Source organism: Kosakonia sp. SMBL-WEM22, from assembly GCF_014490785.1.
Classification (GTDB): Bacteria; Pseudomonadota; Gammaproteobacteria; order Enterobacterales; family Enterobacteriaceae; genus Kosakonia.
Genome location: NZ_CP051488.1, coordinates 2,870,277 through 2,887,325, shown reverse-complemented (window position 1 = coordinate 2,887,325; position 17,049 = coordinate 2,870,277). Strand labels below are relative to the sequence as shown.

At 49.4% G+C, this 17,049-nt stretch carries 20 protein-coding genes and 2 pseudogenes; 14 read left to right on the top strand and 8 right to left on the bottom strand.

The features are described from left to right. Nucleotides 1–4 precede the first annotated feature (4 nt). The 6 genes and pseudogenes from HF650_RS13760 to HF650_RS13745 form a co-directional block, all read right to left on the bottom strand. Complete coding sequence (locus HF650_RS13760) at nucleotides 5–3,403, bottom strand: RecE family exodeoxyribonuclease (protein ID WP_187799162.1); 3,399 nt, start codon at nucleotides 3,401–3,403, stop codon at nucleotides 5–7. Between the two features lie 140 nt (nucleotides 3,404–3,543). Next, nucleotides 3,544–3,708, bottom strand: coding sequence for a YdaE family protein (locus tag HF650_RS25285; RefSeq protein ID WP_223284164.1), 165 nt, complete (start codon nucleotides 3,706–3,708; stop codon nucleotides 3,544–3,546). After that, nucleotides 3,701–3,856, bottom strand: a pseudogene (locus tag HF650_RS25280) (hypothetical protein); the annotation flags it as partial. The gene HF650_RS25285 and the pseudogene HF650_RS25280, both read right to left, overlap by 8 nt. Nucleotides 3,857–4,178: 322 nt before the next feature. Further along, nucleotides 4,179–4,690, bottom strand: a pseudogene (locus HF650_RS13755) (DUF4411 family protein). Further along, nucleotides 4,687–5,826: an ImmA/IrrE family metallo-endopeptidase gene (locus HF650_RS13750; protein WP_187799161.1), complete on the bottom strand. Its 1,140-nt coding sequence runs from the start codon at nucleotides 5,824–5,826 to the stop codon at nucleotides 4,687–4,689. Before HF650_RS13750 ends, HF650_RS13755 begins: the two are co-directional and overlap by 4 nt. Before the next feature lie 166 nt (nucleotides 5,827–5,992). Beyond that, nucleotides 5,993–6,385 carry a helix-turn-helix domain-containing protein gene (locus tag HF650_RS13745; RefSeq protein ID WP_187799160.1) on the bottom strand — a complete coding sequence of 131 codons (393 nt, stop codon included), beginning with the start codon at nucleotides 6,383–6,385 and terminating at the stop codon, nucleotides 5,993–5,995. Nucleotides 6,386–6,484: 99 nt separating this feature from the next. On the opposite strand from HF650_RS13745, the gene HF650_RS13740 reads away from it, so the two are divergent. From HF650_RS13740 to HF650_RS13710, 7 genes are all read left to right on the top strand, one after another. Beyond that, nucleotides 6,485–6,703, top strand: coding sequence for a YdaS family helix-turn-helix protein (locus tag HF650_RS13740; protein ID WP_187799159.1), 219 nt, complete (start codon nucleotides 6,485–6,487; stop codon nucleotides 6,701–6,703). 11 nt (nucleotides 6,704–6,714) lie between these two features. Continuing rightward, the gene (locus tag HF650_RS13735; protein WP_187799158.1) at nucleotides 6,715–7,278 is read left to right on the top strand and encodes a toxin YdaT family protein; all 564 of its coding nucleotides are present in this window, start codon (nucleotides 6,715–6,717) and stop codon (nucleotides 7,276–7,278) included. A gap of 184 nt (nucleotides 7,279–7,462) precedes the next feature. Next, nucleotides 7,463–8,395 (top strand): replication protein, encoded by a 933-nt coding sequence (locus HF650_RS13730; RefSeq protein WP_187799157.1) that lies wholly within the window; start codon nucleotides 7,463–7,465, stop codon nucleotides 8,393–8,395. After that, entirely contained in the window at nucleotides 8,392–9,081 is a 690-nt protein-coding gene (locus tag HF650_RS13725; RefSeq protein WP_187799156.1) for a replication protein P, read from the top strand. Before HF650_RS13730 ends, HF650_RS13725 begins: the two co-directional genes overlap by 4 nt. Then, nucleotides 9,078–9,407: a hypothetical protein gene (locus tag HF650_RS13720; RefSeq protein WP_187799155.1), complete on the top strand. Its 330-nt coding sequence runs from the start codon at nucleotides 9,078–9,080 to the stop codon at nucleotides 9,405–9,407. Before HF650_RS13725 ends, HF650_RS13720 begins: the two co-directional genes overlap by 4 nt. Continuing rightward, a complete protein-coding gene (locus tag HF650_RS13715) occupies nucleotides 9,404–9,757 on the top strand; it encodes a hypothetical protein (protein ID WP_187799154.1) in 354 nt (117 codons plus the stop codon). The genes HF650_RS13720 and HF650_RS13715 overlap by 4 nt, the downstream gene beginning before the upstream one ends. Beyond that, nucleotides 9,754–10,020: a hypothetical protein gene (locus tag HF650_RS13710; RefSeq protein WP_187799153.1), complete on the top strand. Its 267-nt coding sequence runs from the start codon at nucleotides 9,754–9,756 to the stop codon at nucleotides 10,018–10,020. Before HF650_RS13715 ends, HF650_RS13710 begins: the two co-directional genes overlap by 4 nt. A gap of 98 nt (nucleotides 10,021–10,118) precedes the next feature. Here the strand turns inward: HF650_RS13710 and HF650_RS13705 are convergent, their stop codons facing one another. After that, the gene (locus tag HF650_RS13705) at nucleotides 10,119–11,114 is read right to left on the bottom strand and encodes a SppA protein (protein WP_187799152.1); all 996 of its coding nucleotides are present in this window, start codon (nucleotides 11,112–11,114) and stop codon (nucleotides 10,119–10,121) included. A gap of 405 nt (nucleotides 11,115–11,519) precedes the next feature. On the opposite strand from HF650_RS13705, the gene HF650_RS13700 reads away from it, so the two are divergent. The 7 genes from HF650_RS13700 (at nucleotide 11,520) to HF650_RS13670 (ending at nucleotide 15,710) form a co-directional block, all read left to right on the top strand. Beyond that, complete coding sequence (locus tag HF650_RS13700; RefSeq protein WP_187799151.1) at nucleotides 11,520–11,879, top strand: helix-turn-helix transcriptional regulator; 360 nt, start codon at nucleotides 11,520–11,522, stop codon at nucleotides 11,877–11,879. 35 nt (nucleotides 11,880–11,914) lie between these two features. Continuing rightward, nucleotides 11,915–12,358 carry an ImmA/IrrE family metallo-endopeptidase gene (locus tag HF650_RS13695; RefSeq protein ID WP_223284163.1) on the top strand — a complete coding sequence of 148 codons (444 nt, stop codon included), beginning with the start codon at nucleotides 11,915–11,917 and terminating at the stop codon, nucleotides 12,356–12,358. 742 nt (nucleotides 12,359–13,100) lie between these two features. Continuing rightward, nucleotides 13,101–13,460 (top strand): hypothetical protein, encoded by a 360-nt coding sequence (locus tag HF650_RS13690; protein WP_346014242.1) that lies wholly within the window; start codon nucleotides 13,101–13,103, stop codon nucleotides 13,458–13,460. Nucleotides 13,461–13,494: 34 nt separating this feature from the next. Further along, nucleotides 13,495–14,091, top strand: coding sequence for a DUF1367 family protein (locus HF650_RS13685; protein WP_187799149.1), 597 nt, complete (start codon nucleotides 13,495–13,497; stop codon nucleotides 14,089–14,091). A gap of 4 nt (nucleotides 14,092–14,095) precedes the next feature. Beyond that, a complete protein-coding gene (locus tag HF650_RS13680) occupies nucleotides 14,096–14,296 on the top strand; it encodes a hypothetical protein (protein ID WP_187799148.1) in 201 nt (66 codons plus the stop codon). Nucleotides 14,297–14,298: 2 nt separating this feature from the next. Then, nucleotides 14,299–14,910, top strand: a complete 612-nt coding sequence (locus tag HF650_RS13675) for a recombination protein NinG (protein WP_187799147.1) — start codon at nucleotides 14,299–14,301, stop codon at nucleotides 14,908–14,910. Continuing rightward, nucleotides 14,907–15,710, top strand: a complete 804-nt coding sequence (locus HF650_RS13670) for an antitermination protein (protein WP_187799146.1) — start codon at nucleotides 14,907–14,909, stop codon at nucleotides 15,708–15,710. Before HF650_RS13675 ends, HF650_RS13670 begins: the two co-directional genes overlap by 4 nt. Nucleotides 15,711–16,790: 1,080 nt before the next feature. On the opposite strand, the gene HF650_RS13665 is transcribed toward HF650_RS13670, so the two are convergent. Then, nucleotides 16,791–16,982, bottom strand: coding sequence for a hypothetical protein (locus tag HF650_RS13665; protein ID WP_187799145.1), 192 nt, complete (start codon nucleotides 16,980–16,982; stop codon nucleotides 16,791–16,793). Nucleotides 16,983–17,049: the final 67 nt, after the last annotated feature.

The following is a 17,049-nucleotide window of genomic DNA, read 5'->3' as shown; positions in this document are numbered from 1 at the left end:
CCCCTTATGCCTGGGCACGCAGCGCTTCAAGGCGGCGCAGATCGAAGTCGTCAAGTTCATCGGTGTAATCGTCAGTGATCGGAGCTGGCCACTCTCCTGTGTCGAACCCGGTAGCGATAGCGCGCATGGTTTTGCGGTATTCCAGCATGCCCAGTTCCAACAGCTCTGCAGATGCCTCGATAATGGCTATCCAGTGGTAGTTCTCGTCTTTGTTGACGAAAATCCAGAAGAACTGATCCAGCGCTGCGGTTTCGCAGTACATGGCCGCGCTCAGGTGGTAATCACGCATCCGAATCTCACGACGCAGCCGCGCTTTGAGCGCATCTGCTTTTACATCCCACATGCTGATAGTTTTGAGATCGGCACCGATGCGGACGCCGTCAAGCTCGATCTCGAGATCCGGGCGCACGCGGATTTCGAGGCCAGTCTCTTCGTCAATGCCGAAATAGCTGGTCTCTACGACGCGGCTCGGGTGCGTCAGCAGCATGCCGGAGGTCGGATGCGCCAGTAATGCAGACTGAATGGCCCGTGCGGTCGCCAGCTGCTGGTGGGTCACCAACACCTTGCCTTCCGGATTCTCGCGCCAGGCATCCAGCAGCTCGTCGGCAAACACAGCATCTGGTTTTACTGCCTTGACGGACTGAATCAGGTCGGCCTTCGTACCCGAAACTTTCAGTGGCTGTGGCTTCTGCGCTTCCTGCGCTACCAAGTCGGGATTGATAATTGCCAACTGCTCGAGGAGTGCTTCACGGCTGCCGCTGGTTTTCACCTGAGCGGGCAGGGTGGCGTTGTACTCTTTTATGCAGGCTTTCATAGCTGCAGCGGTCTGCTTCTTATCAGACTCGATGCGCTGGAACTCTTCCGGCAGTTCCATATAGCTTTCTGCGGTTTCGTCTACTGCTGCGCCAAGCGGCAGCGGCGCGGGCAGGGTGGTGTTATGGGCCTCCAGCAGCGCTTTGATATCGTCAGCACTCAGCTGCGGCGGCAGGCTGGCGTTGTACTCGTCAATGCACTCGCGGATCGTCGCCGTGGTGGTGAGTGCACCTTCCGGGATCTCCGGCTCAATGCTGAACTCGGCGGCCAGCGTCTCCGGCTGCAGCGCAAGCGCATGCACCAGATTGCCCATGTCGAGAACCTTCGACCGCTCCTTCTGGATGGTCTTAGAGACATGGCGTGCTTCGAAATACATCAGGGAGACACGGGCATCCTTCACCTGGGTGCTGCTGATGCCGTTCGCGGCATGGTAAACGTCGTTCGGCAGACCTTCATAACGGCCTGGCTCGAAGTAAGCTGGCCATTCCTTAGCAGCAGCCTCTGGCTCGGAAATATCCGCTACCGGTTCTATTTCTGTCATTTCTGGTTCGGTTGGAGGTAATTCCGGCTCATCTTGGTTAAGAGCATCAATATTCTGGTCCAGATCGGGGGCAACGTTGCGCGTCAGTTCTGGTGTGGCAGCGGCGACTATATCCGCCGGGCTTACGCTAATTGTTTGCGCAGCAGCGTCATCAACGACTTCGACTGCTGGTAACGCATTACCAGCTTCGACTTTGCTCGGGTCAGTCTCTTCCATCTGCACACTGCCAACGATCTCCACTTCCTGTTTTGCGACTTCGTTTGAGGGGGTATTGATGACCGGGTTTGCTTTTTCATCCAGCAGACCATCGATGGAGAACATGCCGCCGCCGAGGTTGGATACTTCTGGCTGAGGGGTGGCGACGAGCTGGTGTGACTGCTCTGTGCACTGAATGACTCCGACATCCACGGCCGCGCTATCAATCTGACGCGCAGCGGCGAGGATTCTGGCCTCAGGTGTATCATGCTTGTATTCATTGAGAGTCGCGCTGATATAACCAGCCATGCGATCCGGGAACGTTGTTATGTCTGAGGACGCTTCGCGGATGAGCGCAAAAATTGCAGCGCGCGAGTAATCCAGGATACCTGCAGTTTTACGCAGTGCTGTGGACCACTCCTTCCAGGGACTTTCTTTTGCAGCAACAATATCTTTAGCCCGGCGGTGAATGGAGCCGGGAATATTGTAGATATCAAAATCCATCGGCAGAGTTGCGCACGCGATCTCAATATCCAGTGTGTCCAACGTATGCTCATAGTCTGCATTACGGTCTGTTTTGATGCCGCCGCCCGCGTTAGTGCCGGTGTCGGTGCGCTGAATGGTTGAAACCTGGTTACCGTTAATCCATTCCTTAGCGAGCAGACCGCGATCGATATAGTCCGTTGTTTTCCAGGCCTTCATGAACTGGAGCATCAGGGATAAATCAGGCGTCGCTTTGTCAGAAGGAAATACGCGCTTAACAGCATCGGTAAGCCTCCATAAATCGAAGTCACGAAGCTTTTTCATCCCTTCGACATTCTCGGCGGCCAGCAGCAGGTTTTGCACGTAGGAGTTATCGGTGTCCATTTCAAGCTGGCGCACAGTATTCAGTTGTTCATTGTCGATGTGGTAAGCGTATTCCTTCTCGGTAATAAACTGCGCGAGGAGGCGGTGACGGAACGACAGCGTAGGAACAGCGTGCAGTTCGGTAATGTCCCTGTCGCGAAATGCCTGTACGTGGGCCTGGGCAACCTCTTCGGGCGTAGCATCCTGCTGATCTTCTGCATTGGAAACAGGCGCATCATCACCAGGTTCGCTGGCGTCTGCGAGTTCAGGGGCGGGCAGTTTGCCGCTGAGCCAGTCTTCGACCAGTTGGGCACGTTCGCCAACATCTGCTTTCACCCAGCTCGACATGAATGCAGCCAGCAGCGCGGGTTCGTGTTCTTTATGCTGCGGGAAAACGTCTTTGACAGCCTGCACCAGTTTCCACTCAGCGTGAAGGCTGAGTTCGCTCATATCAGGAACATGATTTTTGGCCTGCAGCAGGTTCTGGAAATAAACATTTGCCTCATCCATAGCCAATTCGTTGGCGACGATCTGCTGTTCTTGGCTGATCTCCGAATGATATTTGTCGCCCAGCAGATGGACGGCGAAGCGGACAGACGGGGTGCGGTATTCAAGTTGGGAGGTGTTGCCCGCATCAACGGTATCCGTAGCCGATACCGGCGCGGCAGGGAGATCTGCATCGTTGATGGTGCTGGCCGGGGCAAGGTCGGTTTCATCCTGTGGCGCGGCACCGGGGATCACGTTCCAGGTACGCTGGTCGTCAGCAAGCTGATAGCGATCGCACCAGGTGAAGTCGACGACGCCTTCTTCAGGCAGGTCGTTAACAATCGGAAAATCGGTGCGGATCGGTTTGGCGTAGTCTTTACCGCGGCCAGTTTCGATACCAGCCTCTTCCAGCTCAACATCGAGCGTCAGGGCGGCGCGTGCTTCGCTTTTCGCAGTGAACCAAATCACTGCATCTTGCTTACCGGATTTCTGAGTGGCCTTAACCACGTAGAAAAATTCCATGTCAGATCCTCATTTTTGGATGTAAGATCCCCGGGCCAGAGATAGCGCCCATTGGGTGAACTTTGGTTTTTTAAGTAGTTTTCCGGTGTAACTTTGGTCGGGAGCACCGGACGTACGGGCCGCCTTGCGCGGCTTTTACGTTATGCCTCGTGTGCCATTTGGTCGTACGAAGCACAACGTTCTGAGCAGTATTCTTTTTCTTTGCGCGCCAGTTGTGCGCCATTGCGATAGAGAAGGGTACTTTTGACTATTTCCTCCGGTTTAACCGGCTTGCCGCAGTACGCGCATTTCGTTGAGTTACACATCTGGATTCCCCTTTTGCGCCAGCAGGTAGCATAAGCGGCGAAGGAGCACCTCTAGGAAGTTCAGTTTTACGGCCTGCTGCCGTCCTGGTTTGCGTGCGAAATCAATCATTCTCACCCTCGTTTGCCTTATCGCCGGCCAGCGGAACGTTTACACCTGATGCGCGTTATTAACTCCACCTCATCCGACTATTCGTATGCCGTCGGCGGCTACTTCGTGGGCTCCATGCCTGGGTGGTTCGTGGTGCGTCTTGGTGAGAGAGATTAAACACAATGTTTAAACCCGTGTCAACTAAATGAGTAATTATAGATAAACAAAAAGTTTAATAACAGGTGGCTTAAAAGAGAAATTGTGAGTTGCAGGCAAAAAAAATCCCGACGCTAAGGTCGGGATCGGGAAGTTCGGAGTGTTGGTCCGTCGGCTGAGCTGGTAGGAGAGGGTATAAAAAACCCGGCGCGATGGCCGGGTTATTTTATTTTAATGAAAAATTATGGCTCGCATAGGTTGGAAGAAACTCATAAAGTGTCAGCGTCTTTACTCCATGTATTGCAGCGGCATCTGGGATCATTATTCGTTTTTTAGGAGTGCCGCCAGATGGCCTCTCATGGGTAATTATAGTAAAGCCATGGGTCATGGCGTGTGCAATCAGAAATGCATCAGCTTTATCTTGATTTGCAAAATCACTTTTAGCCTTCGGTGTAACATCCAATGTCATTGACCAATTAATAAGTTTCGCATAATTAGTAATTGAAGTAAGTTCATTTTCAAAAAATGATGGTGGAATTTCATCTTTAATCCAGTGATACAAAGGATCCTCTTTGATGCATAGTTCTTTTTTACAGCATTAATACTATAGACCAATCCCTTACCATGCAAAGCAAGGAGAAAATCCCAGAAAATTTTGCAATAATGAAAATTATAAGCAAAGTTTTTCGCCTCTATGAAGACGTTACTGTCAATTAAAAATTTCCCACTTGGATTCATAGAGATTCTCTATTTTTATGAAAATCAACTACTGTATCTGCTTTTACATTTAGCAGAACACCCGCTTCTCGGAGTGGCAATTGTTGAGACATTGCGCGAGAAACTATTATATTTGTTAATTTATGGCTGTTTCGGACTGGAAGTGTGTTGAAAAAGGAACCGCCAGAGGATTCTCTTTTAGGCTTGTTGTTAGCTTCGAATTTTATATATTCAAGTGTACTGCTATCTATGAGCCCTAATTGTAATGCTCTAATTGCACAGGCAAAGTTACTAACTTTGAATTGGCGAGATACATTTTTAATTTTATATACATCATCTTCATCGAAATCAGCGTTCCAGGCAGACATGAATAAAGAACGGGGCATGAGTATTTCTGCCGCTACCTTATTGCAAAAAGCCTCAACGCTTTTCTCAGTATCCCAACCAGAAACACCATCAACTCCTAACCATAAATGAGCAACTTCATGGAATAGTGTAAAGACTTGAGCAGACATTGCATCTGAAGCATTTACGAAAACAATAGGTGCAATGCTATCTGCTATGCAAAAGCCTCTGAATTCTTTGGTATCTAACTTTCTATTGTTATTGTTACCGACAACGCCATTTTTAAATACTAAAATACCAGCGTTTTCTATCAATTTGGAGGCTTTAGAGAAATAGCTATCAATAGTTACTGCTTTGATTTCTTTTTCAAGACTAAACTTAATTGTATTAACAATATCCTGAGCAACGATTTCAGGGGATAAGTTTTTATGATATTTAAATTTACCTATGAATTCAATTTCCTGGTCACTGCCATTTTCCTTTAAATATTCTTTATACCATTCGAGTTTATACTCAATGTCATGATAAACATCAAAGAAGTTTTTACCCAAGGCTTGAGAATCGAATGTTTGGCGTAAGTCAGGAATTTTAGGGGGTTCTGCTATCGGAGGCGTATCGAGGAAAAGAAAACCAAAAGGAACCCCACCAATTTTCGCAAGTTTTTCCGCCCCAGATTTATTAACGATACCATTGAGAAATTTATGAGTTTTTTTAGGCATGACCTGCTCCGCAAGGGCCTCGAGAGAAAGTCCTTGGGTGTCTGCTATCCAATCAATCATCGTTCTGGACAATTGAAGTTCAACAACGGCCATGCCACCACCTGCTTTAAAGAATACATATAAACACAACTGCATTGTTGAGTAGGGTAGAGCTGCCGTCAATCGAATTAGGCATCCAATGCTCGACTACTTCACAATAATACTAAAAATCAGTTCATAACAACGTTTTGCTAAGTTACAGAGTTTGATTAAGACAGCATTAACCTTCCTGCGACCGAATCCGCCCTTTCATATATCTCTCATACAACTCATCCAGTTCTTTCAAGCGAATCGCGAAGATGCGAAGCATGTTCTGTTGCTCTTCTTCCGGCAACTGGCGGTAGAGTTCGAGCAGGCGCTGTTCGTCCGGCTTAAGCCCGTCTTTCTCACCAACCTCCTGGCCAAGAATCCACTCAAGGCTAACCCCAAGCGCATCCGCCAGCTTTATGGCTGAACTTTTCCCAATCGTCCCACGTACGAACCAGTTATTGACCGACTGAGCACTGACGCCACAAATGCGGGCCATGTCTGACTTGGTCAAATTCTTAAGCTCAAGGATCTCATTAAGTCTTTGAACTTGTGGGTGGTTGATCTGATGAGTTTTTTCTTTCATGGACGAATTCTAAACCAAAAGTTTATTAGCTCAATATTCAAAATGTTGACTTATCAATAAACATTTTGTTTAATTGAGTTGTTGCCACTGGAGCTAATTATGAAAGCTATTGATAAAGCCATTACCAAAGCAGGAACCGCCACCCGCTTAGCCGAATTACTAACCGTTAGTGCCATGACTGTCAGCCATTGGCGGAATCGCTATCGAGGTGTCGTTCCTGCAGATCGCGTCCTGCAAATTTATGCAGTCACCGGCGTCACTCCCCATGAACTGCGCCCCGATATCTACCCGAACCCCACTGATGGTTTACCTAAGTAGGAGCAATGACCATGCAAACATTAGGTTTTCATGATGATAGCAGTGGGCTGTCCGCTCCGCTGAGATCGAATTATCAAGGCGTTCCGCGCAATAACTGTAAGCTCAACCATATTCGGGAAGCAGTGAAGGCATGGAACCGGGCCACTCCAGGTTCTGCTCAGCTACACATCTCGCAGCTGGTGGCCAAGGAGTGGATAGCTCGGGGCGGCCGCGGCCTATTACTGGCCGGTTCGGAGCACAACACCAAGCAGAATTTTTTTCGGATGATTAACGATCCCGGCCCGAAGAACGACAAAAATCTGCTGCAGCTTATCCCGGTCATCATCGATGTGATGGCCCGTGATAACGAGCAGGTAGCGCGCCGGTTTGGGCTAATCAGTGGAAAGACAAAGGCCGAGCTTATTGCTGAAGCGATGAAAGAGTGCGCCGAAGCAAAACAGGCCGTTCTGCTCAACGTACCAGAACATCAGAAGCTGAAAGAGGTGAGCGAGGGTATCGCGTCGCTGTTCCGGCTAATACCAGAGCAGACAGGGACACTAATGACGATCGTTACTTCAATGCTGGGGGCAGTATGACAGGGCTAAAAATGGTGAAAGCCGCGCTGGTGAGACAGCAACGGCTTTCGGGTGCAATTACGGACAGCAACTGCGAGGTCATTATGACAAACGCTTATTTAAAACACCAGGCGAAAGGGGCATAGCTATGTCAAATGTCGCTTACGCGGATTTTGCGGCACGTACTGCCGCCAGGAGCAACAGGATGGAGAACCAGAAGACCGGTTTCATCCCGTTGTACCGGAGTGTACTGAAGCAGTCCTGGGCGAAGGACGTATATCTTCGCACCCTGTGGGAAAACCTGCTTCTTACTGCTGCGAGACAGCCCTATACGGCTAACTTCAAGGGCTGTCAGTGGCCATTGCAGACCGGACAACTGGTGACCACCACAGCCGATCTGGGGCTGGATTTATGCGACCGGAACGGGCAACCCACCAGCCGTCACGCAGTGGACCGTATGCTCGCCTTTTTTGAGCGCGAAGGGATGATTACCACCGCCGGAGAACGCCGGAAGGGAACGGTGATTACCATCACTAATTACGTGTTTTATGCTCAAAAAATGGACGATTTACCCGCGCATAACACCGCGCATAACAGCGAGCATAACTGCGCGCATAACGAACCCAGTAACGGCGCGGCTTCAGAGGTTGATGCCGCGCATAACAGCGAGCATAAGGGCGCGCTTAAGCCCGCGCATCATGAACAAGAAGTAATATTAAATACTAACGTATTTAATGATCGTCAGAAAAAATCCAAATCTCTTCCTGATGCTGCAGTTCAGACCCCGGCTGGTGACAAGTGGGGCACGACTGAAGATCTGCAGTGTGCTGAGTGGATGCTCGCGCTACGCAACCTAACTAAACCTTCACTGAAGAAACCGAACCTGACCACCTGGGCAAATGACATCCGCATGCTGCGCCAGCTCGACGGCCGCACGCATCGCGAGATCTGTCAGCTGTTCAAGTGGGCTGCGCAGGATTCGTTCTGGCACAAAAACATTCTCTCGCCCGCGAAGCTGCGTAAGCAGTGGGACACCTTGGTGCTGCACCGTGAGGATCGAAACCGTAAGCCTGTCAACGAAACCCCGGCCAGTGACGCGCACTGGAACAGCCCTGAAGCCTGGAAGGATTTCATATGAACCAAGAACTGTTTCACGCAGTGCAGAACCGCGACGGCGAAATGCTGGCGCGCATGGCTGGCAGCTGCCGCGAACAGGCCAAGGTGATCAACAGCGACGCCGAGCGCATGGTAGATCTCCTGTTCAGCCAACTCAAGCAAGTTTTTCCGGCGGCCACGCAGACCAACCTGCGCAGCGAAGCGGATGAGCGTACGGCCAAACAGCAGTGGATCGCTACGTTCGCCGAAAACGGCATCCGCAGCCGCGAACAACTGGTGGCGGGGATGCAGAAGGCGCGAGCCAGTGTTTCACCGTTCTGGCCGTCGCCGGGGCAGTTTGTGGCCTGGTGCCGTGAGGGCAAGGGTCTGTTAGGTGTCAGCCCGGCGGATGTCATGACCGAGTTTTGGAAGTGGAGGAAGCTCGTCTTCAAATACCCCACCAGCGAGCAATATCCGTGGCCACAGCCGCTGCTGTATCACGTTTGCTTGGAGCTGCGCCGCCGGGGCGTTGATCGCCAGATGAATGAGAAAGAGCTGCTCAGCGAAGCCGGTCATCTACTGGCGCACTGGGAAAAGCGTGTTGCCGAAGGTAAGCCAATCCCGCCGGTCCGCCGTGCACTGGCAGCACCGAACCAGGACCGGGGACCAACACCCGCAGAGATGCTGATGGCCGAGTACAAGCGCCGCCAGGCGCAGGGGAGGGTTTGACCGTGTGCAACCGCTTAAAACCAAAGCAAAAGGCCATCGTGGAATTCATCGAGACAAACGGACCGGCAACGCCCCGCCAGATCCGTAAGCTGCTCTGCTGCGACATCCGTGAGGCCTACGACCGTCTCAAGCGGCTGGGTATGGCCGGGATCGTCAAAAATATCGGCAAACCGAAGCATCCGGAATACCAGCTGGTGCAGCGCTGGCAGGAAAAAATCAAGCAGCCGAAGCCGCGGAGACCAGCAGCGCCATCAGCGGCCGATGTATGCCGTCAGAACTGGCAGGGCTACGAAATTCATAAAATTTTTGGGAGTGCGCGGGCATGAGTGAATCACTTAACAACAAAGAGCTGATTGCGGTTGGCCATGAGTTTGCGAAGGCAATGACCAGCAACACGCCGATCATCGAAATCGCAAAAATGATGTCTCGCCTGGCCGAGCGGCTAGATTGCACTACGGCTGCGCTGCGCGAAACGGCTAAACAGCGTGATGCGCTGGCGGCCCTGCAGCAGCAAGATATCACCAAGGTGCTGGATGAATGCTCTGAATATCTCGACAGGGACTGCATCATGGAGACGAACGGCATTAGCTACGAAGTTGCTGCTCAACGAGAAGTAGGTGCAAGGGCTCTTCATGATGCGTTGATGGGGCTTAGCCGAAAGGAGCTTGCTGCATGAGCATTACCGATCCGCTCCTGCAATACGCCACCAGCCGCATCATCGAGCTGGAGAACCTGCTGCTGGCGGACGTGCCGCAAACGGTCTGGCCTGCTGAGGTAGGACTCGTTTACGCACAGGTTGAAAGCGCCGAGGATCTCCCGGCGCACCACCAGCGACACCTGAAGTTCCACATCAACCGGATGTGGCTGGAGAAAATGCCGGTACCGGTGATCGTAACCGCTGCCCGTTCGCTGGCCACTGCTATGGAGAAGTACGCGTGAGAGAGATAACGCGGAGTTATTTAGCAAATAATAAAAAAGTGAAAGAGAAAACCCGGCTTGAGGCCGGGTTCAAAAGATACGTTTAGAGGGCAAAGAGCTCACGTCTCAGGTTGTTGTCCATCAGGTTGTTGAACTGGTATGGTTCCAACTGACGCTTGATTTCGTTTAGATTTTGCTCTGCTTGTCTTGCCAGATCTTGGCTTTCCTGGATCTGGCTTTCCAACATTTTGTTGAGTATTTCCATTTCCGGTTGCAGATTCTTTGGCATCGGTATCTTCCTCTTTATCATCTGTATCATGAGTGAAATCAACAACTTTGGGTTTCCCATAAGTAGCTATGTCACCATCATGAATTTTATCGCAGAATAATTCGTAGAGCATTTCGGTTAATCCGGTCGGACTCTCTACGCATTTAAAAAGCTCTTTTGCTTCTTTACGATCAATCACAAACCCATGTGAAGGATAAGAAGCTATCAGCTTAACCAGTGCCCCTTCTTTGAGGCTGCTGGACTTAGCTGTTAGACGTTGGCCATAAGTAATGGCAATGCTCATAGCTCTTTGATGCTCACCCAACTTGATAGGATCAATTTGAGCAGCCATCGGAGATACTAAGGCTTCAGTAAGTCTAGTCGCTATATCAGCAGACATCTTAGTACTTATCTGATTCTCGTATCTTATCTTAACTAGATGAGAGTTAAACGCTGAAATAGAGCGATCTTTTAACGCATCTAAAGCTGTCATGATGGCTAAGCCAGAGCTCATCTCACCAATTTCGTCATTTTTTTTCAGCTGGATGTCCAATGGGCCTAACTCACCCATGTCTCCGATGACTAGTTTGTCGGCAGCAATTGCTATTAACGTACCAGCACTTTTGCAGGGACCAACCACTAACAACGTGACTTTGTCATAGTTATGCTGCAAAGCACGACCAATACGATAGCCAGCGTTGGGATCCCCGCCATAAGTAGCGACGCAGAAGATAACATCTTTTCTCAAGCCATGTTTAGTTTTTCGTTTCTTTATTTCATTGGTGAGGTCTTGGTAACCATCCCGATGAATATCACCTGTATAAATATAAACGTCATGATTTTCCATTGATTTTTGCTTACCTTTTTATGCTGAAATCTATCCGGTAAAACCCTTCAATTCGGGGTGCTGTGGTTAAGATATCGGATTTTTCCCTAAAAAATTTAATTTTTTAAAGTTCTTTTTTTCCAAATCAATCATGGATCACCACTAATCAAAATTTATGCTTAAGGAAAGAGCATAAAGCAACTAAATGGTTTGGTTTCGTTGAGCATTAGCAGCTCGATTACCTTGAAGTCATTTATTCAGACATCGATAAAAACTTCACTGTGGAAGTGGATTTTTTTATTAGCCAATTGGTTTTTTTTAACTAATTTGGTTGATTTTATTTGAGGCTATGGTATCTTTATTTCATAGATTTGAAGCAACCCACAGGCCAAAAGCCTGTCATCCACCAAGACTGAGGAATTAACTATGGCACTCACTGAATTCGGTAAGGCCGTCAGAAAAGCGAGGATAGATACTGGCAGCACACTGTTAACAATGTCTCAAGAGTTGGAAACCACCCCCGCATTTTTAAGTGGTTTAGAGACAGGCAGCAAAAAAATCCCACAGAAGTGGGTTAAAAAAATCGACTCCTATTTTAATTCTAAGGGGGTTGAAGTTAAGGGTTTAGAAGAGCTTGCAGCGGTTGCAAATGAAATCGTCCCAATAGATGGACTTTCGCAGCAGCAGCAGATGCTTGTGGCCGGATTTGCAAAATCGCAATTCACGCCTGAGCAACTCAAAAGCTTCGCTGAGCTGTTACAAAAGATAAACAACAATGAGGTTTAAAAGTGTATCAGATGAGAGGCAACCGGGTTTCACCAATGCAAGAAGAAGAGATAGCTTATAAAGCCATCAACTTTTGTAACGCATTTGGTATTGCTGCGACAAAAAGGAAACGAAAGCGATATGATCTTCTTTTCGAACAATTATCCACTTATGGAATAACTTTGAGTGTCATGGATGACAAGCAGTGGGAATCTTTAACCTACGATCTAACTATCGGTCATTGTGATCCTGCATCTCTCACCATTACAGTACCCAACAAAATTTATGAAAATGCCTGCTTAGGCGAAGAACACGCTCTTGCAGTTATTTTCCATGAATTAGGACATCTGCTGCTAGGACATAAACCAGTTTTGCATTTTTCGAGTAAGGTTCCCACGCGCTCAGAGGATGCTGAATGGCAGGCTGATACCTTTGCTGAGATCGTATTAGAAACAATCGGCGTTCGGACGAGTCAAATGTCACTAGATTTTTATATGTAAAAAGCCCTGCGCTAACAGGGCTTTCGGGGCGGGAAGTGCGCTAACACGTTCCGCAGTGTATGGAGACAATCCAACATCTACATTCACGTTTGACGAGCGAAGTGTAGTTGTTCTCCTGGCTATTTGCAATCTGTATGGGTTTACAGGTATGCAGGGAAATCATCGCTATGGCAATGGGAACCTGTCGCAAATGTGGAAGCTCTTGCGAGATCATTTTCCGCTACACCGTATGTGTAGATGGAGTAGTGCGTCACGCTAAGAAGGGGAGACCTTTCCCTATTCCACTTTGCAACTGCTCTTCTAAGAAAGCAGCATAATTTAAATCATTATTCAAAACCCGCCCCGGCGGGTTTTTTTATGAGTTCAAAAGGCCTGTCCATTATAACTACTAGACCTGAATAAACTAACCCTACTATCGGAAATTAACAGTTACAGCGTGGCAATAAATTACCAACCTGACAAATTGCGTCACCGCCAGAATAAACCCTCGACAGCAGGGCAGCAGCGGTGTATGCAGCGGTTGAGGGTATCATAATCAGATATTTTCCCCAGCATTTTCAGCTGCCTTTATTGTTAAAAAAATACATCATTTTTACGCATAAGTAGCCATAATAATCATTCAGATCAATAAGATAATTAGTTTTTCGGAAACATGCCTTTCATGTGCAAACTTAAGCTAAACGGATAAATGCTGTTTATCCATACAGTGTTTTGTTGTATGGTTTAGATGCTGCGGAAAAAAATGATTTTTTCTTGCGGCGAACCGATTAAGAAATTTGCGCCATTTGTTATTTTGGCTTTATGGAATGGATTTCTCCTCGCCGGGAGGATGTATCTGTTGATAGCAAAGAAGGGGGTTTTTGTGAAAAAAAGTCAGGACCAAGGCGACTGGTACGATATTGTTAGGCGTTCAGATGGCAAACTTATCGGGTCAATGCCGCTCGAAAGCCGCAACCTCGTCTACATCAAAAATGGCATGGTTTCATGTCGCCCTTTGATGGAGGATGAAGGCATTTTCAATCTGTCGTCCGGAACACGTTTTCTTCGCCGCCTCGGCTACCGCCTCGAACAACCCTCTGATATGATGATATCAACGGACTGAACACCCGTTGACCTGATGCGCCACGGAGAATCCCATGGCGCAGTTACAACTCATCAAGCATTCTTCCAATATCCTGATCCCGGCTACGCCGGAGACCAGCGATTTCCTGCAATCAAAATGTAAGCTCGGCGCCGTGCTGGTGGCCGATTTCAAACAGGTCCGCAACCCGGCCTTTCACCGTCGTTTCTTCGCTCTGTTGAATCTCGGCTTTGAATACTGGGAGCCTACTGGCGGGGCGATCTCCTCAAATGAACGCAGGCTGGTTACCGGCTATGCCAAATACCTGGCATCGTTCGGTGGGAGCGAAACCGCGCTGCTGGATGCTGCTGAGCAGTACCTCGATCGTATCGCCGATAAGCGCACGGGCAGCATCAGTGCCTGCAAATCCTTCGACGCGTATCGTGCCTGGGTGACTATCGAGTCCGGGCACTATGACGCCATCAAACTGCCTGACGGAACCCTCCGGAAACATCCCCGCAGCATCGCCTTCGCCAATATGGACGAAACCGAGTTTCAGCAGCTCTACAAAGCTGCGCTCGATGTTCTGTGGCGCTGGATCCTTTCCAGGGCATTCAGAGACCAGCGCGAGGCTGAGAACGCTGCCGCGCAGCTGCTGAGCTTCGGGGGCTGAGACGATGAAAGAGACCTGGTTCTATCACATGGAATGCACCACGGAGCAGGCAGAAGAGCTGTTGGCACAATACCGCCGCCGCGGCGTTAAGGTCGAGCGCAGCCTCAACCCTGATCTCATCACCTGGACCGTCAGCGCCCTGCTGCCGGAGGGCAATCATCCGCCGCGCCCGAGCAGGGTATGGCAAAGCAAGGCGTGGGGTTGAGCATGGCTAAGAAACCACGTCGTAAATGCGTAAATCTGAGCTGTCGCCAGTGGTTCAACCCGGTCCGTGAAGGGCAGGTGGTTTGCAGCTTCGAGTGCGCCAGCGCCATCGGCAAAGAACAGACAGCAAAAGCCCGTGAAGCCGCTAAGCAGAAGGAACTACAGCGGCAGCGCGCTGAAGAGAAGGCTGGCCGTCAGCGGCGCGCGGCACGTCGTAAGGAGCTGAAGCCGATTCGTCACTGGGTGCAGATGACTCAGCGTGCATTCAATGACTGGCGGCGCGAAATGCTGCTGTCCGCCGGGCACGGATGCATCTCTTGCGGTACCAAAACCGCTTTTGCCTGGCATGCCGGGCATTACCGCACCACGGCCGCCGCACCGCAACTCCGCTTTAATCCGGACAACATATGGCTCCAGTGCTCCGCCTGCAACGTCCACAAATCAGGCAACATCGAGGCCTACCGCGCCGCTCTTGTCGAGCTGATCGGCGAAGAGCGGGTGCTGGCGCTCGAGTCCAACAACGAAACCCACCGATACACCCGGGAAGAACTGGACGGCATCCGCGCCAAGGCCAGGGCAGATCTTCGAGTACTGAAACAGCAGGAGGCTGCATGAAACTTGAATCTTCACTAAAACACTTCAGCCCTCAGGGGATGAATATCAGCGACAGCGTTAAAGGCACCTCTCCTGACAGGCTGACCGGTACAGATGTAATGGCAGCGATTGGCACCACCAGCAGCCGCGCGCGCTTCGGTCTTGCTGCGTTCTTTGGAAAGGCCGGGATCAGCAAAACGGATGAGCAAATCGCAGTGCAGGCGCTGGTGCGGCACGCGATGGAAGTTGCCCCGAAGAATGTGCGTAAAGCAGCTGGTGGCGAGTTTGGCTGGTGCATGCAGATGCTGGCGCAGTTTGCCTTTGCTGAGTATGCCCGTTCGGCAGCCAGCAGCAGCACCTGCACCACCTGCAGCGGTACGGGTTTTTTCTCCCGGATTGAGGATGTGATCAAACATCCGGGCATTTTCGATGCAGACGGTGCAGAGGTGGTTGCTCCGAAGATTAAGCATGAGCTGGTAAAACATATATGCACGGCCTGTGGAGGTAAGGGCATAATTCCTGCGCGTTGCCGCTGTGGCGGGAAAGGGGAAGTCCTTGATCGCGTGGCAACAAAAGAGCGGGGTGCGCCGGTATTCAAAATTTGCGAGCGATGCTCTGGAAATGGCTTCTCTTCAATACCATCAACGGCTGTACACAAGGCTATTACCCGGCGCTTGCCAGATTTGCATATCAGGACATGGACTCGCAACTGGAAGCCATTTCTTGAGTCGCTGGTGGGGACTTGTCAGCAGGAAGAGGCCAAAGCTGAAAAAGAATTTCAGTGTGCAACCTGCTTTCACGACGAAGAGAACAAAATTTAGCATTTTAACTACATAAAGCTTGATTTTGTCCGAACTTGTCTAGTATTCTTCAAATCGTGGCATATAGCGCCTGTACGAAAACAAACTTAAACCTCGCTTCGGCGGGGTTTTTGCATTTCTGTAAGAAAAAATAAGCATGCTAATTAATTGTGTGCTTGATTATGTTGATGATTAATACGCCAGAGTTGAAACAAATTTTGTAGAACATATATCTGTTAAGAGTTTTCCTACTATAAAGTTTTCAGTTTATCTATCCTCATTAGAAACATAACGAATTATTTTGCCCTGAAAGCCCCTTCTCCTTGAACGGTATTCTCTAAGATTTGTCCTAATATCTGTTGTCGATTTAGCAAGGAATCAACAGGTTGAAAATTTCACCTTACACAGCTTGGGTATTGGTATTTGCAATCAGCGCCTTGTTCTGGGTCTTGGTTATCCTTGGGGTAATGTATGTCTTCTGACAAAAGGACGTCTGAACAAGACAAGGAAGTAAAGGAACTCAGCGAAAAAATGACGTCCCTTGAACTCACTGAAGAACAGCGTAAATGGATTGAATCCATGATCGAGAAAGACGAAGAGGATGAGTCCGGCGAAAGATCATAAGTGATAACGGGATGATTTTGAAAACTCGCTGCTGAACAGTACCACGGGCAATGCCGCTTTGTGTCTGTTCAGTTGGTTTTCAAAAGCACTCCATTAAAATCCGACTAACCGGGGTGGTTTGTTGGATGGAGTGCTCCCAACTTTTACATAAAGGCCGCGAACTTTTGTGGCCTTTATTATTTCGGGCCGGAAGCTCATTTGGTATGAGCGGTCCCCTCATAAGGGAAGGGTAGACAGGTTCGAATCTTTGACGGCCCGCCAAATACAGCCACGACGTTGGGCGAGCGCCGGTCTCCAAAACCGAGCGAAGAAGGTACGACTTCTTCCTAGGGCTGCCAGATTAGGTTGAGACAACAGATAGAATCCAAAATGCTGCGGATAACGGAGAGTTACTTTGAGCGACACCGTTGAGCATGGTATGGACACACGGACACACACCATATTTATTCATACTGCCTGCTTTGAAAGTGTGAAGTTCTATTGCTCTTCCTTAACGAGCTGATCGTTTCTTACATGAATTCGTTGTGTTGCTTTAACTTTTCTGGCACCAGGTTTTTTTTCGAAATCTGGTTTTCCGATTTCAGTCGGGGAATTTGATGAGGAGTGATGGCCGGCATGCAGGTACATGGAGAGGCGAAGTAATTCAAGGTACTTTTCTTCGAACGCCACAGGCAATTCCTTTTCTTCTGTGTTGTATCCGAAACATTACCATTAAATTTCGGGTGATAAAAACTCG